This is a genomic window from Bartonella pachyuromydis, from assembly GCF_039543065.1.
In the GTDB taxonomy this organism is placed as follows: domain Bacteria; phylum Pseudomonadota; class Alphaproteobacteria; order Rhizobiales; family Rhizobiaceae; genus Bartonella; species Bartonella pachyuromydis.
Window position 1 is genome coordinate 1 of the sequence record NZ_BAABJA010000019.1, and the last position, 14487, is coordinate 14487.

Here is a 14487-nt window from a genome sequence, read left to right on the forward strand (position 1 = left end):
CAGCCTGCACGCTTGCGCGGTAACGGTAAGTCACCATATAGCCGCTTCCCGGTAACGGTTCATCGCCCATAGGTGCCCAATCAATGGTATCTCCGTTTTTTTTAAAATCTCTACCTTCTTTAAATTCCTTACCTCCTTGGACAATTTTAAGAAAAGCTGTGATACTTTTGTCAGGAACGCCATCACGCCCAGATGTAATAGCCCCGCGGGTGATGTTAACGGTTTTTTCTTTTGTCAACAAAATGGAATGAACATCGGCAATGGGAGCGTAATAGGTTTTAAAGGTAAAGCTTGTTTTGCCTTTTGGGGGCGCGAAAATATGGGTTTCGCTAGGAACTTCGCTTGTCGAAAAGTCTTCCATCTCTTCATGGCGCAAAGCCGCTAAGCGTTTGCGTTTAAAGCCATTGATATTGGCTTCTCCCTCTTGGATACTGAACACTTGCTTTTGTCCCTCTTGTCCCAAAGCTGTGACACGGCAACCATTCACGATATAATGTCCATGGGCGCGGTCGTACGTCGCAATGGCTTGCATGGCCGGTTCAAGCAGTGAGGGTGATTTTTGATCAATGAGAACACCATCTTGCAAAATATAAACCGGAAAAAATGTGCCTTGCTGCCCATCATCTTTGAGAGCCCAGACAAGTTTTGCCACCTCACGGGCGGCACCAGGCTCTCCTTCTGCTAAAGACCCTGGAACTTGCCCTAAGAGTTCTGGATTATCTTCATAAGTTATCCAGCTTTTTTGAAGCTTCACACCGATTTCTATGCGTCCAACCATAGAAACATTCTCTAAGACGGCATTTGAGACAGGAAAAATATCGCCGGCGATATAAATCTTGCCCTCTGTTAAAGTGACCGTCTTTGTGTCTTTATTGACAAAGGCATCTGCTCGTTCAACACGGTCTCCTTCTTGTGCCACAAGGCGCCCTAAGCGGTTATGCCGCCCCCTTATGATGGTTTGAACTTCATTGAGTTCAGCACCTTGAAGAAAAGGGCGCTGTCCATAGAATACAACGCTTTGTTGTTCTTCTTTGCCGCGAGATCGATCAATTGCAAAAGGCAAACCACTTTCATGCTTCATATTAAAACCTCAATAAAATCTTGAATTGTTCGCGAACATCTGCACGCAAAGGAATGTTGATAGGTGTTTTAAGGATCTCCACACCACCACGCAGTTCATCAGCCCCTAACCAAAGTTTACCAGGGGGTGTTTGTTCTACGAGAGAGCCATGAACGAGGAGGGAAACAGAGGCGGCTTGTTTGTCTTCAACATCCTTAAAATCGGTGCGCGCTGCAAGAAACAACATTGTTCCTGTTGGAGAAGGACTAAATCTGTTGCCACAATGGCTGTAAATACCCTCCAAAGCTTGTTCGACAGGCTGGACAGCATAGCATCTGCGAAACCCAATCAGAGCATTGTCTGGATCTCTTAAAGCGAGATAAAGGGAACGGTTTTGGAACCATTCTGCCATCAATATATCGCGTTCATGCTTTTTGACTGAACACCATGAAAAATTTGCCAACTCCCATGGATAATCGATATGTTCCCAACTTAATTCCTCATCGAAATCATCAATCCAGTTACCAATCCATGTGCCTTCTTCTTTTGTGAGAACGTGGTTGATTTCTGTTGTACGTCCAAAGGAAAACAATGTTTCTCCAGCTGTTAAGCGTACGCCGCTCTCAAAATCCAGCATACTGTCATCAAGCCTTGACATATTGGCTTCTATAGCCCCCACATCATAACCAGTGACACCACGGCGAAAATCAGAACGCAAGCTTTTAGAAAGGTCGACAATGGCTTCAATTGCCTCGAGATCACCTCGTTCAGGCAAGTGGTCAAATTCAAGTTGAAAGGAATTCCACCATGCTCGCTCTGACCACGCGGGTATGAATTGTGCTGAAAGTTCAAGCCATTCAATCCCCATATCAATTGCAGCTACAGAGCCACGTATCCGCTGCCATTCAATCCCCTGGTCAAGAAGATCATAAAGGTTTGGAACATAAGGTGTGAGTTCACCAAGCCCATATTCTTCAATCAGCCACGGCAAGAAGCGGGGAGGGCGTGTGATCAGTTTAGAGCGTGAAATCCCCAAAACAGAACCATCAACATCTTGATGAAAATCGCAAACATCAGCAAGGCGCCTTTCAAATTCCGTTGCATTTGTTGGGAGTAAAGTACCACCCATTAGCGCGCCCGCCCTTTAAAGTTTAAGGTAACCTTGCCAATGGATAATACGTCCTCATCGGAAACGGCATTATCCGTTGTAGGTTCAACGGCAATGACTTTTTGCACACCAGGGATCATCAGTTTTGAAATCCACCATGAAAGGCTTAATTCGCGCCCAAGTGCTTGTTCTTGTTTCCAAGCGGTGCGTAAGTTGGCTTCCATTTAGGTTAAAACTGTGAGTGCTGTTTCTGGTAGCAACCAAACATCTGCTTTTAAGTCTACAGCCTTAGCAACAGCAGCGTGTACAACGATGGTATCACTGGTCATAATGACATTCTTATCGTGAAGCGCTTGTGAAACTTTGTTTAACAGATCTTGGCTTGCTGTTTCTTCTTCATTGTTGCCAAAAAGAGCAACATGAATGGTCGGATTTTTGCCTTTCCGGTATACAATGGCATCCTTCACGCGGCTATTGCTTGAGAGCGCTACAAATTTATAATAAGGCTCTGTTCCACTACCTTTGCCACTACGCGTATAAAGCCTTATGCGTTCGCGGTATCTCTCATCACTCTCGCCGTCCATTCGTTTAACCCCGTGCCAATCGCCCAAAGCATCAAGAGCCTCCTCTTTTGCAAAATCAAGAATATTGTTGCGTGCTGCTTCGTTAATACGTTGTCTTAAAAGCAGTTCTCGATAGCTAAAAGCCTCAATGATTTTTAAAGCGGGATCACTTTCTAAAAAGATATAACTGGGCAAAAGTTCTTTTAAATGTTCAATATTTGCTGCGCGGATTTCTTCAAAGGAAAGTTCTGAGATGATTTCGGGATTGGTAAGGTTCTTCATTGTATCAATAATCCTTCCATGGTAATGGGCTTGCCTGATGGTAAGTAAATGCCAGCAAAGGATAAGGATACTTTTCCATCATCACCCCTTTTAAAATCAATTTTTTTCAGTTTAAAACGTGGTTCCCATTTGTCTAAAGCCTCGGCAACGGCGGCATAAAGGGCAATGGCAAAGGCGTTATTGGCTGGTGCATCAATAAGTTCTCCAACACGTGAACCATAATTGCGCCGCATCACCCGTGTACCAATGCGCGTTGATAAAATATCAAGAATTGATTGGCGCAAATGATCAATACCGGATAAAGGCTTTCCTGTGGTGCGATCCATTCCACTGTTCAATTTGGACCTTCTGTCATAGAACCACCAGGGTAAACACCTCCGTGAACGTGGCTGTTTCCAATGTTGGTGCCGTTATGCTTTAAGCCACTAGAATGGATGGAAACACCACTACTTGAATGAAGAGCAATGCCATCATCACAATGGAGTGAAATTCCCCCACCTGCTTTTAGGGCAATGGCTTTTTCTGCGTTTAAATTCAGATCACCTTGTGCGGTAATTTTGATACCTTCTGGTGCTTGCAGCTCTAATTTCTTGCCATCGCCTTTTATCGATACACCATCAGAAATCGTGAGACTAAACTTTCCTCCTGATGTGAGATTAAGGGTATAGCTATTTTGTTTATCATCATATTCAACGGTAGTGCCATCAGGATAAAGAGTCTTATGGATATTGCCTTTATCGGCGGCTTGGTTCGCATCGGTGTGAAGTGAACCAACAATTATCCCTTGTGATAAATCGCCAGAGGAAGAGACAACAATGACTTGCTCTCCAACGTCACGCCCTTCATAAGAACAGGTTTTACCGGCGCGGGCTTGTGTATCTGGAATCCAGTCACTGACAAGATTGCCACTCTTTACACGATAGCGTGCATTTTTATGGTCGACATGGCTAATTTTTCCAACCATCACCATATTGGCCACACGTCTTTTTAAATCCGTGATCTCTTTATCGCGTCGCTCTAACATGGGATTCCTCAATTTTTACGTATTTTTCTTCGTTTTCCATACCGGTTTCTGGTTTAAAACCGACAAGAGGTTCAACAATTCCTGTGGTTTCATTTCCTTCATGAGGGGAGGGAATATTGGTCACGTAAGTGACTTCAAAGGTTAAAATTGCACCATGGAGCGCTAAAGCACCATTATCGCCAAAGGCAAACGCAATATTTTGCAAGCGACACGTCTCAACGGTGTTGTTAAGATTGGGATTGGCATGGAAAATCTTCTCAACTTGCCATGCCAATTGGTCGATGAAGGATGCTCCGTTTTCTTGTGTGCTATAACATTCAAGATCCACTGTTAAAACACGCCGCCTTAAGCCAAAATCATGCCCATCTTCGATTGTTTCGTTTTGCGTTGAGATATTAATGGCCGGCATTGCTTCAATAAATAAATTGAAGTCACGCATATTGAAAACATTATCACCAGCTGTTGTTTTGGCTGTTTTTATCAACCCAACAAATGTTTCTCTTATCGTTTCGCGTGGATGCATAAAGCCTCCTATTCGAACAAATTGATTTTTAAATCTTTTTATTGTATTAGTGGGTAAATTTTGATATACATTCGTTATGATAATAAATATCAAAATTCATGGCATAAACTGGGATGAAGGTAACTGGCCCAAATATGCTAAACATAGAGTTTCTAAAAAAGAAATTGAGTATTTATTCACCGAACTTGGAAATCTCGTCATAAAGAACGACCCAAATGTTAAAGAAGAGCGTTTCAGAGCTATTGGTAGAAGTTATAACGATTTTAGTTTTTATCTTAAGAATGATAAAAAACGAAGTGTTTGTGCGTCCTATTAGCGCCCGTTATATGCCTCAAAAGAAGATTGATTTTTATGAAAACCTCTCAATTAAAACAGATACCTGTTTTCAAGACGGATGAAGAAGCTGAGAACTTTGTTGATACTGCCGATCTTACAGAGTATGACTTAACGGGTTTTAAGCCTGTTCATTTCGAATTTTTGCCTAAAGAAGCTTCTATCAACATTCGATTACCTCAAGCACTTATGAAAGCTTTAAAGGAAAAAGCAAAAAAGCAAGCTATTCCTTACACACGCTATGTTAGGCATCTGATTGAACGAGATTTACGAAAAAGTCATCGTGGTTAGTACATGCTTTATAGAGGATAATAGAAAAGATAGAGTTAAAACATGAACAATAATCATTATATGTATCGTGTTTTTTGGTCCCCAGAACATGAAGAATATGTTGGTTTGTGTGCAGAATTTCCATCGCTTTCATGGCTAGATGTTCAAGCAGAGAAAGCTTTAAAAGGTATTATGGACCTCGTTTCAGAAGTTGTTGAGGATATGCAACATAATGGAGAACAAGTCCCTATACCTTTGTCACACAGCAAATGAAGTTGAAATTGTAGATTATCATTGATTTATAGGAGGTCGAGATGAAAAATTATATCGCAATACATCTTGGGAAAATTTTACGGGAGGAATATTTAAAAGAATATGCGCTTTCTGCTTATGCTCTTGCAAAAGCATTAAATGTTCTACGCACGAGGATAGAACGTATTGTTGCGGAAGATAGTCCCATAACTCCTGATACGGCTCTCAGATTGGCTTCTTTTTTGATACGACAGCTAAGTTCTGGCTTAACATGCAAGCAGCTTATGATGTTCATATTTTGCAAGCAAAAAAAACAGACGAATTTGCCAAAATTAATAAATTCGGGCACACAACCTAATCTTCAATAATATTAGTATACAATATTATTGAATTATATCATAACTTAATTAGAGCTTTATATCATCTTATCAGAGATTGATATTCGCGAATCCTTTTTTTGTGTGATGAAACAGACATATTTTTACTATCTACTAAAACTGAATTCTTATCAAATCTCTCATAAATATTTTCATGCTTCTTATTAATGATTTCCTTTTTAGCACACGGATTTGATCCTATGTACTTATTGAGACGATTTGTACTTTGCACATGTTTATAAAAAGTGACCGGAAGATAAGGATCTAACTGATCAGGAGATAAAAAAAGATCATCTGATTTACATAAGGTACCATCAATATTATCCTTATGTAATTTATTTAATTTATCAGATTCGCAATAGAGTTTTTTAGCTAGAGCCAAACTAAAAATTCCACATTCAGAAACACTTCGTTGAATATCCATCTCTGCCATAGAAAAATGATAATTAGGCAATTGACTTTCTTCAAGAGCTATTTTTACCCTCATTGCTAACATCGTCGGTGCCATATGCTTGAATGCTACAGATTCGAATAATATCAAGGAGGTCTGATGATTGATAGTTTTATGATCAACTACTGCAAAATGGATATTGTCATCCCCGAGATTAACTATTGTCCTAGAAGATTGAATCCCATCATCAATTATGTTTTTTATTAATGCCGGAATCTCTTCCGGTGTTACAGAGTATCTAAGACACATTTGTGGATATTTTCTATTCGCTTGTTCTATTAGGGAAGGCATCATTTTGAGATCTACTTTCCCATAAAGAGTATTAATCCAATCGCCATTAGTGATGTCATTCTCTAGATGTGTAATAATATTTTCTAACTTTTCATCATCTCCAAATGCAAAATCGTGTCTTTTTCTGTGTAGGGACGTTTCTTTTTTGGGGGATACAACAACAACTTCTTCTTTTTTTTGTTTTGAACAACAGATTATTTTTAGTAAATTTCTCAGCTTAGGCATAACTAATCTTTCTATTAATGATCAGCATGAGATAATAGTTGTATATTGGGTTAAATAATGTCTTAATTGATCATCTTTCCATCTTTAAAAGTAGAAAAGAAGATCATGTTTTTTTGAACTTAGCAATTTTAAAATGGGGTTATCGCAATTGGATTCGTAAATGCACACCAGAAAATCCATGTGATATAGCAGTTTTGAAGAATAAAAATCTATAAGAACGGCTAGAATCTTAACATTATTCAACACGTCATTTTGAATTTTAAAATCAAAACCTTTTTTACCAGATTCATGATATCAACCAGAGTTGTATACTCTTTGTAGCTCATATTTTCATGTTTAGAAAATTGAGATAATGCCATCCACAAATCACATAAAAAGTTAGTATCTAACCTTATTGCATACATTATGGATTTGTTTTTTAGTATGCCAATCTTTTGGATGTAATTTTTGTTGAAGGTAGTATTTTTTTCTATATCATAAAATCGTTGAATGATAGTAGTAGGGTAATCCATACCCCTTTTTTACTTTTCCCTCGCGTACTAAAAATTTAGTAAGCGCTATAAAGTCTGTATTTTTCTGAAACTTACATTTTTAAGTGCACATAAAAGATATTATTTGAAGCATTTATTTGCTGTTCTTTTAAGGTACTTTTGAGGTATCTAATTCGACAATAGATACATTTTTTCTATATTGTCAAATGATAACATCATATTTTTTAAGCAATTATATATCATAGTGCATATATTTTAAATTCGTTATTTAACAATATACTACATGTAAAAGGTTCAGTTGATTTGAAAGTTTTTTGTCGCTAGCGATAGTTCGCGCTGGTCTGCCCCACAACGAAGCCAACCCGCTGGGAAGTACCTTTTGCATTGATTTTATTGATTTTTTTATGGAAATAACAAAGTGCAAGTGATAATTTTTTTAAAAATTGTCATAAGAACATGTAATGTATAAACCAATAAGGATATGTAATACAGAGATAGAGTTTAAGAATATGATCTAGCCTCTTTTATTGGTAGCGTATTCTTGACGAGCAAGTTGTCTCTGTATGTTTTTGGTTAGTCTTTCACTGGCATATTGTGCGATAGCATTTGCAATTTCTGGCTTGGACATAACTTTAGCAATTGATGGTCCTTCTTGTTTTGCAATGGGAAATTGGTCTCCGTCGGCTCTTTGAAACACATTCCCCCCCATTTTTAAATCAACACGCTTTGGAAAACGCCCCCCCTTAATAAAACCATGAGGTAAGATTTCTTGCTTTCCAAACATTGTGTAAGTCACACCGCGTTTTGTCTCTTTTGCTTTAAAAAATTTAAGAGGCAAAGGTGTTCCAGAACCAATGATATCTGTCTCAAGAAACTTAGCTGTAGCCTTTCCTTTAATATAAACGCCTTTTTTAACGCGCTTTGATTGGGCTGATGAGCTGTCAGCAACTTGCTTCTCAGTAAAGCGCTCTACTTGTTTTGCTGCGGTGTTGATGGCATTACGCAAAGCCCAATTAAGGCGTGGTGCTTGAAGATTGGTAAAGGTATCTTTTACTTGTTGAAGATACCACTTTTGATGGATAATTAATTTCAATTTTTAAGCTTCTTTGCAGGAGGTGTTGATGATTTGGAAACTTTAGATGTTTCGCTCTGTTGGAGTGAAGCATCTTCTGCACTTGGTTCAGAAGATGCTTGTAGCACTTCTTTTTCTATTGGCTTAATTGGTTCAATTGTCTTTTCAGGTTTTGTTGTAGTTTTGATTTCAATAAAAGGTTTTGCGGCGTTTGCTCGTTTAAGTCAGGCATAGACTTGATTGGAAATTTCCACAAAGGGATTACTTGGAGTTGATGGTTCAAAACGAACAGCGCTTTTCATCGCCAACAACACACATTGGTTTGATGATAATTGCTTTCATCTTTGCTCCTTTTGAGGCAATTAATTAATGACATCATCGGTCAATAAATATCATTTAATGGCTTTGGACACTTGCAAAATAGATTAGCCGTTATTATCAATAAAAACAGCATGTTAATTCCTATTCAGAACTTAATATTTTAGCAGATTTTAAGGGATATTTTTGAATTTCAGACGCAATACAACTATAAAAAGCACTGATATTAAATAAAATTTTTCACGTATTGTCAATAGAAAAAATCGATATTTTGCATTTTTTTCATTTTTTGATCAAAATTTAGTATTTTAGCGGCCATTTTCTTGTAAAGCGCGGTTCTAAAAAATCCTTTTTTCCTATGCATGGTACGCGAAAAGAATTAGGAACAGGATTAGTTCAGAAAATTCTTAAAGACCTTGGCCTAAAATAAGCCCGAATATGGAGATGTAAATGAAATATACACTCAAATTTATCAAAGATGACAATGATACTCTTCTGGTCATTTCCAAAGACTTTCAGGAATTTATTACCTACGGTAAAGACGAAGAAGAGACTTTGGAAGACGCTAAAAATGCCCTTTTAACAGTTATTATGGGACGTTTCCAAGATCGAGAAGTTGTCCCTTTCGGAGCTCATGACGCTGCCTATCCTTTTGTTGAAGTATCTTCATTGGTCACTTTAAAAATTGCAATGCATAACGCTATGGTTGAAAAGAATTTACGCAAAGCAGATCTTACGTGTCTTTTAAAACTCAATCCAATACAAATTGACCGATTATTGGATTTAAACTACGCAACAAAATTAGACACTTTAGAATCCGTTCTTATTACTCTTGGCAAAGAGGTTACCATTAGTATTCAAGATGTCGCTTAAAAGAACTTATTTATTTATAAATTACTAGACAATTATCATAGGAGGGAAGAGAAATGACAGGTACAGAAATATTAGATGCCGTGTATATAACATCAATGATAGTCATATCCCTCTTAACTATAGCAATTTGTTTACCTGCTGCTTTTTGATTTTCATTAATATATAGCTAAATATTAAGCTCATGGCGGGCTACTGTTGACAAAAAAGCAGATCTTGTTAAACCTCTCTCTTGTGCACAATTATCAATTGCACGTAAAAGCCCTCGTTCAATGGATATATTTGTACGTACAACTTCTGCATCATTTTCAATAAAAGGAACTTGTATTAAAAAAGCTCCTTGTAACAAAGCTTTTTTAACAGCTTTTTGTTGTATCACTTCTTTAAATTTTAAAGGAACAGGCGCTGTATCCATATCTTCACAGTAAAGTTGTAAGGCTTTGGTAGCATTTATGATAAGATTTTCTTCTTCATCAGCAGCAGAGAATAGACCTTCAAAATCAGGAAATTGAACAACAAAAGCAGAATCTGCATCTTTATGAACAAGAGCAAAAAATCTTTTCATTCTTCTTTTCTTTTTTTTACCAACCTGCTTGTAATGCAATAGAACGCGCTGTACCGATTGGAAAATTTTTCTTAGGATGTGGAACAATAACAACCTTTCTATCTTTTTAAAATTTAGGTACGAACCTTTTACTTTGATAATTTCAAAACCATTGTGTTTTAATTTTGCAATTATCTTTCGGCTGTTTTGTTCCATTACCCAATCTCATAATGTGTATATATTTACACAATTATTAGCTCTTGCATGTTTGAAAATTGTTCTGTTGCAATTTCACCCATTTTTCTCTTGCTGTCTCATCAGAAGATGAGGGCATTTTATCATAAATTGCACTAGGCAATGTTTTTGCACATAAATAATCATTTCTCACTTCAAGATATTTTTGTGCTGCATCATATTGGTCTTGATTGAGGGTACCTTGTAGGTAAAGCCGTCCGATATAAGTCCCAGAAAGTGGATGTTTTGCTTCTTCTATGGTCAAACAGAAGCGTTTGGCACGCATTTCAATTGCTAATTTATCAATAGGGTCTCATGGCATTCTTGCCCGTGAGATACGCCCATTGGGTTCTCTGTTACATCCCTTAATTCGTGGACGACCACGTTTTGCATGTTTTTTCTTTTTGTCATATCTTTTCAATCATAATGGCATGCTGTCATTAAGAGATGCGCTATAATCTTGAGTACCTGAGGCGATAGCATAATTTTGAGAAGTCACGGGTGAGGGAGGAGATTGCTCTTTCTTTGTATCAAGTAGGTGCAATTCACCTTTATATTGTGATAAGATAATCTCTGTTGTGAAGCGGTCAATACCGTTTTTATCTTGCCATTTACGGGTTTGTAATTTGCCTTCTACGTAAACTTTTGAGCCTTTGTGTAAATATTGAAGAGCAATTTTTGCCAAATGTGGATTAAAAACTACCATGGAATGCCATTCTGTTTTTTCTCCTTTTGGGAGTGTATTTTTATCCATATAACTCTCAGATGTTGCCAAGCGAAAATTGACCACTTCACCACCAGAATTCATCGTTTTGCTTTCGGGATTATCCCCTAAATAACCCATGAGTATCACTTTATTCAGCATGCTTTTCGTTTCCTTCACTTTATACTTTATCGGTAAAAGTACCTTATCATAATTTCATATTTTTACAATTATTTCAAAAGGATATTGTTATTTATTAACATATAATATCATGTTATAAAGCACTCTGTGATCAATAATCAATCAATCGACAAAGTTGTATGGTGTATAGTATCAACTATCAAAAGGGAAATGTATGGCAATCGTTAGTTTTAAACATAAAGGGTTGAAGTTATTTTTCGAAAGAGGAATTGTTAAAGGAATACAACCTGCACATGCTAAAAAATGAGCAAATATTTTGGTGATTTTAGATAGGATATCCGCTCCTGAACAAATGATTATTAAATCATACTGTTTTCACGAACTTACCGGCGATTTAAAAGGCTATTGGTCAATGCGTCTTAATGCAAATTGGCGTGTTACTTTTCGCTTTATCGGAACAGATGTTGAACTTGTTGATTATCAAGACTACCATTAATTTTTGAGGTGTTATCATGATGTAAATCCCCCACACCCTAGTGGTATTTTGAAAGAAGAATTGCTTGATGAATTAGGCTTAACAGTAACAGAGGCGGCAAATCATCTTGGTGTTGCATGTTTAACTCTATCGCGTGTTTTAAACTGTCATGCTGCAATCAGTATTAACCTTGCTTTACGCTTAGAAAAGACTGGTTTAAATGATGAGGAATTTTGGCTTAAGTTACAAAAGCATGATCTATGGCAAGCGCGTCATAACAGCCAAATCCCCCATATTTCACCTTTAGAGGAAGGTGAGCATCTTTAAAACATATCGAGCAATTTTTGGTGTTTTCTCGTTTTTTAAGGAAGATCCCCCATAAACGATTATATCAAACTTTTTTGTTCGATTCATTGTTGAGCATCGAACCTTTTTGTGCGATATTAGTTTTATTACAAAGTGGGAGAGGGTGAATGAAAAGAGAAACGCTGCTTAGAGAGTTACGTAAAGAAGCCAGAAAGAGAGGTATTCATTATAGTGAGGCTCCAAGTGCAGGCAAAGGATTGCATTATTTAGTAACTTTTGGAGATAAGACGACCGTTAAAAATCTGGAGAATTAACCTAACTCTATGTGAAAATAATCAAAAAACAGTTAGGGGTATGAAGTTTTCTAAATGTTTTTATATCTCTCACAGAAGCACTTTCATAATAGCAAGGAGATTTAAAGATATGGAATATACTTATCAAGAAAAGTTTAAAACTGATCCAGATGGTGGTTTTGTTGTAACCTTTCCAGATGTACCAGAAGCAATAACAGCTGGAGAAAATAGAGCAGAGGCATTAGAGAATGCTGTTGAAGCGTTAGGGTCAGCATTACGTAGCTATCCAATGCGTGGTTTGCCTTATCCCTACACCACAGCAGTATAAAGATCTTGTAGAGGTCATGGTAGATGCATGGAATGCCCTTAAGCTCGCAGTGGTAGAAGCTTTTAATGAAGCCCATATTACCAAAACAGAATTAACCAATCGTTTGGGGAAAAAAGAAACAGAAGCGAGATGCATTCTTGATCTAAATTATCCAACGAAACTTCAAATACTAGAGCAAACACTGACTGTTCTTGGTAAGAAAGTTGTGATTACAATCAAAAACGCAGCTTGAAATATCTTCCCCGCCATAAAGATGGGAAAGGGGGGTATTTTAGCTTAATCTAAGCAGCTTTTACAACAGATTTTTCTAAGACTTTCTTGGCTTCTTCAACAAGTTATTTTATAATGCTTTCTTTTTTCTACTAACATAAAGTCTTTAACAAGATACATATGGAGAGGTCCATAAATGTAAACAGCTTTTTCAGTAGCTCCCATCTCATCCCAGTTGCTTGGAAAAGCAAACCGTGTATCGCGGTCATTATTAATCAATTGTTTTTTTTAAATCATAGAAAGCTTTAAAGAGGGCTTTTTTTAAACGCACGCACCATATCATTGTTACGCATATAGGTCATGAGTAAGGTTGCTTGTGGTTCGTTGAGGATAGCAATTACTCTTTTTTGTTTTCCGCCTTTGGTTCCAAAGGATAGCATTTCAAATGCGACTCTTCCAACTTATTCAAATTCTTCAATATTTTGACGTATCAGCTGTATAACTGTTTTATGCATATTGCCCACACCCTCTGCAATTTTTAACGAGATTGTGACAGTGATACTATCATTGTTGATTATTACTAAATTGTTCATGATATTGGTTCTTTGTTTTATAAGTTTAAGTATCCAAGGCTAAAACAACCGAACCAATTCAGTCCTTCACGTCTTTAGGAAACCCTTGGACATATACGTAAAGATCCTAGACAAAAAATTATGATGCGCAACAGTTCTTTCGGGATACTGTTAAACCGATTGATTACAGGTGTTTTAAGCCTGTTAAGTAAGCTATAGCGGTTTATAGAAGCTATGAATTATTTTTTGAAAAACCCTAATATGTTAACACTCAATTTAAAGAACGCTAGTACTAAAAACATTGAGATTTATTTCTCATTATGCTTTCAAAATATCAAGCAGCTCTTGATCGTTTTTTGATTTCCTTGTTGATCTCATTTATCAGCGCTTCGCAATTCAAAACGCTTTTAGGTAAATGCCCCCCATATATCCAAGCCTTTACTTGCGCCTTGGTACTAAAATCTGCCTTCTTAGGTATTTGATAATACTGCCCGCCATCAAATTTTTCACACTCTCTGCTGCCATCTTCATACTCGTAGAGATTATACAAAGAATTGATTTATAATGATAATTTATCGTTATTCATATTGAGTGAGAACAGCGAATAACGTAAGATTCTTTCATTTCAAATCTGTTTATGTTGCATCAATCAAAATCACTTGCTTGCACGTCAAAAGCGGGATTGGTGTGTGGGTAAAAACTGTATAAGAAAGGAGTAAAAATGGTCCTTATGAACCGTCTTAATGCAAGATCTGTCGCAACATTGGGGGCTGGCAAATATAATGATGGTGCTGGTTTGTTACTTCATAAGCGTAAAGATGGCGGTGCTCAATGGCTTTATCGTTATACCCTTCACGGGCGTCGTCGCGAAATGGGCTTGGGTTCCTTGAGAGATGTTTCTTTAAAAAAAGCTCGCGAATGTGCAAATCAATGGCGTGCTGTTTTACGTGAGGGTCGTGACCCCATTAAAAGATAGTTTATTGCTATTAAATCAATATATTACTGTAATAATGAGGGAAGCGTTGAGTCTTGATTCTATAATGTTTTTTTTCTTCTATCCCTAACTTTTTTGAAGCTTTTTTATAGCTTCAAGAGCGAGCTTTTTACGGTCCGCGCTCTTTGTGTAAAGAGATGCCATAGCGTCATTTGTCCAGCCAAAAATTGCTTTCAA

The 14487-nt window shown here is 37.3% G+C and carries 13 protein-coding genes and 14 pseudogenes; 10 read left to right on the forward strand and 17 right to left on the reverse strand.

Annotated features, from left to right (window positions below; all coding sequences use genetic code 11):
- The 6 genes and pseudogenes from ABD917_RS07910 to ABD917_RS07935 form a co-directional block, all read right to left on the reverse strand.
- On the reverse strand, nt 1–1081 hold a 1081-nt coding region (locus ABD917_RS07910), incomplete at its 3' end, for a DUF4815 domain-containing protein (protein WP_345119551.1).
- 1 nt (nt 1082) lies between these two features.
- Nucleotides 1083–2189 carry a phage tail protein gene (locus ABD917_RS07915; protein WP_345119552.1) on the reverse strand — a complete coding sequence of 369 codons (1107 nt, stop codon included), beginning with the start codon at nt 2187–2189 and terminating at the stop codon, nt 1083–1085.
- A pseudogene (locus ABD917_RS07920) lies at nt 2189–3013 on the reverse strand (baseplate J/gp47 family protein). Before ABD917_RS07920 ends, ABD917_RS07915 begins: the two are co-directional and overlap by 1 nt.
- On the reverse strand, nt 3010–3351 hold the full coding sequence (locus ABD917_RS07925) for a GPW/gp25 family protein (protein WP_345119553.1): 342 nt from the start codon (nt 3349–3351) through the stop codon (nt 3010–3012). The pseudogene ABD917_RS07920 and the gene ABD917_RS07925 overlap by 4 nt, the downstream one beginning before the upstream one ends.
- Nucleotides 3348–4037 carry a phage baseplate assembly protein V gene (locus ABD917_RS07930; RefSeq protein ID WP_345119554.1) on the reverse strand — a complete coding sequence of 230 codons (690 nt, stop codon included), beginning with the start codon at nt 4035–4037 and terminating at the stop codon, nt 3348–3350. The genes ABD917_RS07925 and ABD917_RS07930 overlap by 4 nt, the downstream gene beginning before the upstream one ends.
- Nucleotides 4018–4560, reverse strand: coding sequence for a hypothetical protein (locus ABD917_RS07935; protein ID WP_345119555.1), 543 nt, complete (start codon nt 4558–4560; stop codon nt 4018–4020). Before ABD917_RS07935 ends, ABD917_RS07930 begins: the two co-directional genes overlap by 20 nt.
- Nucleotides 4561–4911: 351 nt before the next feature.
- Here ABD917_RS07935 and ABD917_RS07940 point away from each other — a divergent pair, with 351 nt between their 5' ends.
- From ABD917_RS07940 to ABD917_RS07950, 3 genes and pseudogenes are all read left to right on the forward strand, one after another.
- Nucleotides 4912–5184: a CopG family antitoxin gene (locus ABD917_RS07940; protein WP_345119556.1), complete on the forward strand. Its 273-nt coding sequence runs from the start codon at nt 4912–4914 to the stop codon at nt 5182–5184.
- A gap of 42 nt (nt 5185–5226) precedes the next feature.
- A pseudogene (locus tag ABD917_RS07945) lies at nt 5227–5433 on the forward strand (toxin-antitoxin system HicB family antitoxin); the annotation flags it as partial.
- Nucleotides 5434–5477: 44 nt separating this feature from the next.
- Nucleotides 5478–5773 (forward strand): annotated as a pseudogene (locus ABD917_RS07950) (HigA family addiction module antitoxin).
- 62 nt (nt 5774–5835) lie between these two features.
- On the opposite strand, the gene ABD917_RS07955 reads toward ABD917_RS07950, so the two are convergent.
- The 4 genes and pseudogenes from ABD917_RS07955 to ABD917_RS07970 form a co-directional block, all read right to left on the reverse strand.
- Nucleotides 5836–6759: a YopJ/AvrA family T3SS effector serine/threonine acetyltransferase gene (locus tag ABD917_RS07955; protein WP_345119557.1), complete on the reverse strand. Its 924-nt coding sequence runs from the start codon at nt 6757–6759 to the stop codon at nt 5836–5838.
- An 84-nt stretch (nt 6760–6843) separates the two neighbouring features.
- Nucleotides 6844–7154: pseudogene (locus tag ABD917_RS07960) on the reverse strand (hypothetical protein).
- Between the two features lie 610 nt (nt 7155–7764).
- Complete coding sequence (locus ABD917_RS07965) at nt 7765–8343, reverse strand: hypothetical protein (RefSeq protein ID WP_345119558.1); 579 nt, start codon at nt 8341–8343, stop codon at nt 7765–7767.
- Nucleotides 8340–8664 (reverse strand): annotated as a pseudogene (locus tag ABD917_RS07970) (hypothetical protein). Before ABD917_RS07970 ends, ABD917_RS07965 begins: the two are co-directional and overlap by 4 nt.
- 289 nt (nt 8665–8953) lie before the next feature.
- On the opposite strand from ABD917_RS07970, the pseudogene ABD917_RS08890 reads away from it, so the two are divergent.
- A pseudogene (locus ABD917_RS08890) lies at nt 8954–9070 on the forward strand (type II toxin-antitoxin system HicA family toxin); the annotation flags it as partial.
- A gap of 20 nt (nt 9071–9090) precedes the next feature.
- The gene (locus ABD917_RS07975) at nt 9091–9513 is read left to right on the forward strand and encodes a type II toxin-antitoxin system HicB family antitoxin (protein ID WP_345119559.1); all 423 of its coding nucleotides are present in this window, start codon (nt 9091–9093) and stop codon (nt 9511–9513) included.
- 166 nt (nt 9514–9679) lie between these two features.
- Here ABD917_RS07975 and ABD917_RS07980 read toward each other — a convergent pair whose 3' ends face one another.
- The 4 genes and pseudogenes from ABD917_RS07980 to ssb all read right to left on the reverse strand — a co-directional run bounded on the left by ABD917_RS07980 (nt 9680) and on the right by ssb (nt 11153).
- Complete coding sequence (locus tag ABD917_RS07980) at nt 9680–10075, reverse strand: type II toxin-antitoxin system HicB family antitoxin (RefSeq protein WP_345119560.1); 396 nt, start codon at nt 10073–10075, stop codon at nt 9680–9682.
- Nucleotides 10072–10270, reverse strand: a pseudogene (locus ABD917_RS07985) (type II toxin-antitoxin system HicA family toxin). The gene ABD917_RS07980 and the pseudogene ABD917_RS07985 overlap by 4 nt, the downstream one beginning before the upstream one ends.
- A 43-nt stretch (nt 10271–10313) precedes the next feature.
- Nucleotides 10314–10709 (reverse strand): annotated as a pseudogene (locus ABD917_RS07990) (hypothetical protein); the annotation flags it as partial.
- Nucleotides 10710–11153: a single-stranded DNA-binding protein gene (ssb, locus tag ABD917_RS07995; protein ID WP_345119561.1), complete on the reverse strand. Its 444-nt coding sequence runs from the start codon at nt 11151–11153 to the stop codon at nt 10710–10712.
- A 193-nt stretch (nt 11154–11346) separates the two neighbouring features.
- Between ssb and ABD917_RS08000 the strand changes: the two are divergent.
- The 4 genes and pseudogenes from ABD917_RS08000 (at nt 11347) to ABD917_RS08015 (ending at nt 12766) form a co-directional block, all read left to right on the forward strand.
- Nucleotides 11347–11628: pseudogene (locus ABD917_RS08000) on the forward strand (type II toxin-antitoxin system RelE/ParE family toxin).
- A gap of 3 nt (nt 11629–11631) precedes the next feature.
- The gene (locus tag ABD917_RS08005) at nt 11632–11934 is read left to right on the forward strand and encodes a HigA family addiction module antitoxin (protein ID WP_345119562.1); all 303 of its coding nucleotides are present in this window, start codon (nt 11632–11634) and stop codon (nt 11932–11934) included.
- A 146-nt stretch (nt 11935–12080) separates the two neighbouring features.
- Nucleotides 12081–12227: a hypothetical protein gene (locus ABD917_RS08010; protein WP_345119565.1), complete on the forward strand. Its 147-nt coding sequence runs from the start codon at nt 12081–12083 to the stop codon at nt 12225–12227.
- Nucleotides 12228–12336: 109 nt separating this feature from the next.
- Nucleotides 12337–12766, forward strand: a pseudogene (locus ABD917_RS08015) (type II toxin-antitoxin system HicB family antitoxin).
- 49 nt (nt 12767–12815) lie between these two features.
- Here ABD917_RS08015 and ABD917_RS08895 read toward each other — a convergent pair.
- Both ABD917_RS08895 and ABD917_RS08030 read right to left on the reverse strand, forming a co-directional pair.
- Nucleotides 12816–13337 (reverse strand): annotated as a pseudogene (locus ABD917_RS08895) (Rha family transcriptional regulator).
- A gap of 313 nt (nt 13338–13650) precedes the next feature.
- Nucleotides 13651–13863 (reverse strand): annotated as a pseudogene (locus ABD917_RS08030) (hypothetical protein); the annotation flags it as partial.
- 174 nt (nt 13864–14037) lie between these two features.
- Here ABD917_RS08030 and ABD917_RS08035 point away from each other — a divergent pair.
- Nucleotides 14038–14286 (forward strand): annotated as a pseudogene (locus tag ABD917_RS08035) (Arm DNA-binding domain-containing protein); the annotation flags it as partial.
- Nucleotides 14287–14376: 90 nt separating this feature from the next.
- On the opposite strand, the pseudogene ABD917_RS08040 reads toward ABD917_RS08035, so the two are convergent.
- Nucleotides 14377–14487 (reverse strand): annotated as a pseudogene (locus tag ABD917_RS08040) (tyrosine-type recombinase/integrase); the annotation flags it as partial.

What these genes read in the sequence shown, in the direction of transcription:
- ABD917_RS07915 (WP_345119552.1), bottom strand. Translation starts at nt 2,189, where the DNA reads ATGGGTGGTACTTTACTCCCAACAAATGCAACGGAATTTGAAAGGCGC.
- ABD917_RS07930 (WP_345119554.1), bottom strand. Translation starts at nt 4,037, where the DNA reads ATGTTAGAGCGACGCGATAAAGAGATCACGGATTTAAAAAGACGTGTG.
- ABD917_RS07935 (WP_345119555.1), bottom strand. Translation starts at nt 4,560, where the DNA reads ATGCATCCACGCGAAACGATAAGAGAAACATTTGTTGGGTTGATAAAA.
- ABD917_RS07940 (WP_345119556.1), top strand. Translation starts at nt 4,912, where the DNA reads ATGAAAACCTCTCAATTAAAACAGATACCTGTTTTCAAGACGGATGAA.
- ABD917_RS07955 (WP_345119557.1), bottom strand. Translation starts at nt 6,759, where the DNA reads ATGCCTAAGCTGAGAAATTTACTAAAAATAATCTGTTGTTCAAAACAA.
- ABD917_RS07975 (WP_345119559.1), top strand. Translation starts at nt 9,091, where the DNA reads ATGAAATATACACTCAAATTTATCAAAGATGACAATGATACTCTTCTG.
- ABD917_RS07980 (WP_345119560.1), bottom strand. Translation starts at nt 10,075, where the DNA reads ATGAAAAGATTTTTTGCTCTTGTTCATAAAGATGCAGATTCTGCTTTT.
- ssb (WP_345119561.1), bottom strand. Translation starts at nt 11,153, where the DNA reads ATGCTGAATAAAGTGATACTCATGGGTTATTTAGGGGATAATCCCGAA.
- ABD917_RS08010 (WP_345119565.1), top strand. Translation starts at nt 12,081, where the DNA reads ATGAAAAGAGAAACGCTGCTTAGAGAGTTACGTAAAGAAGCCAGAAAG.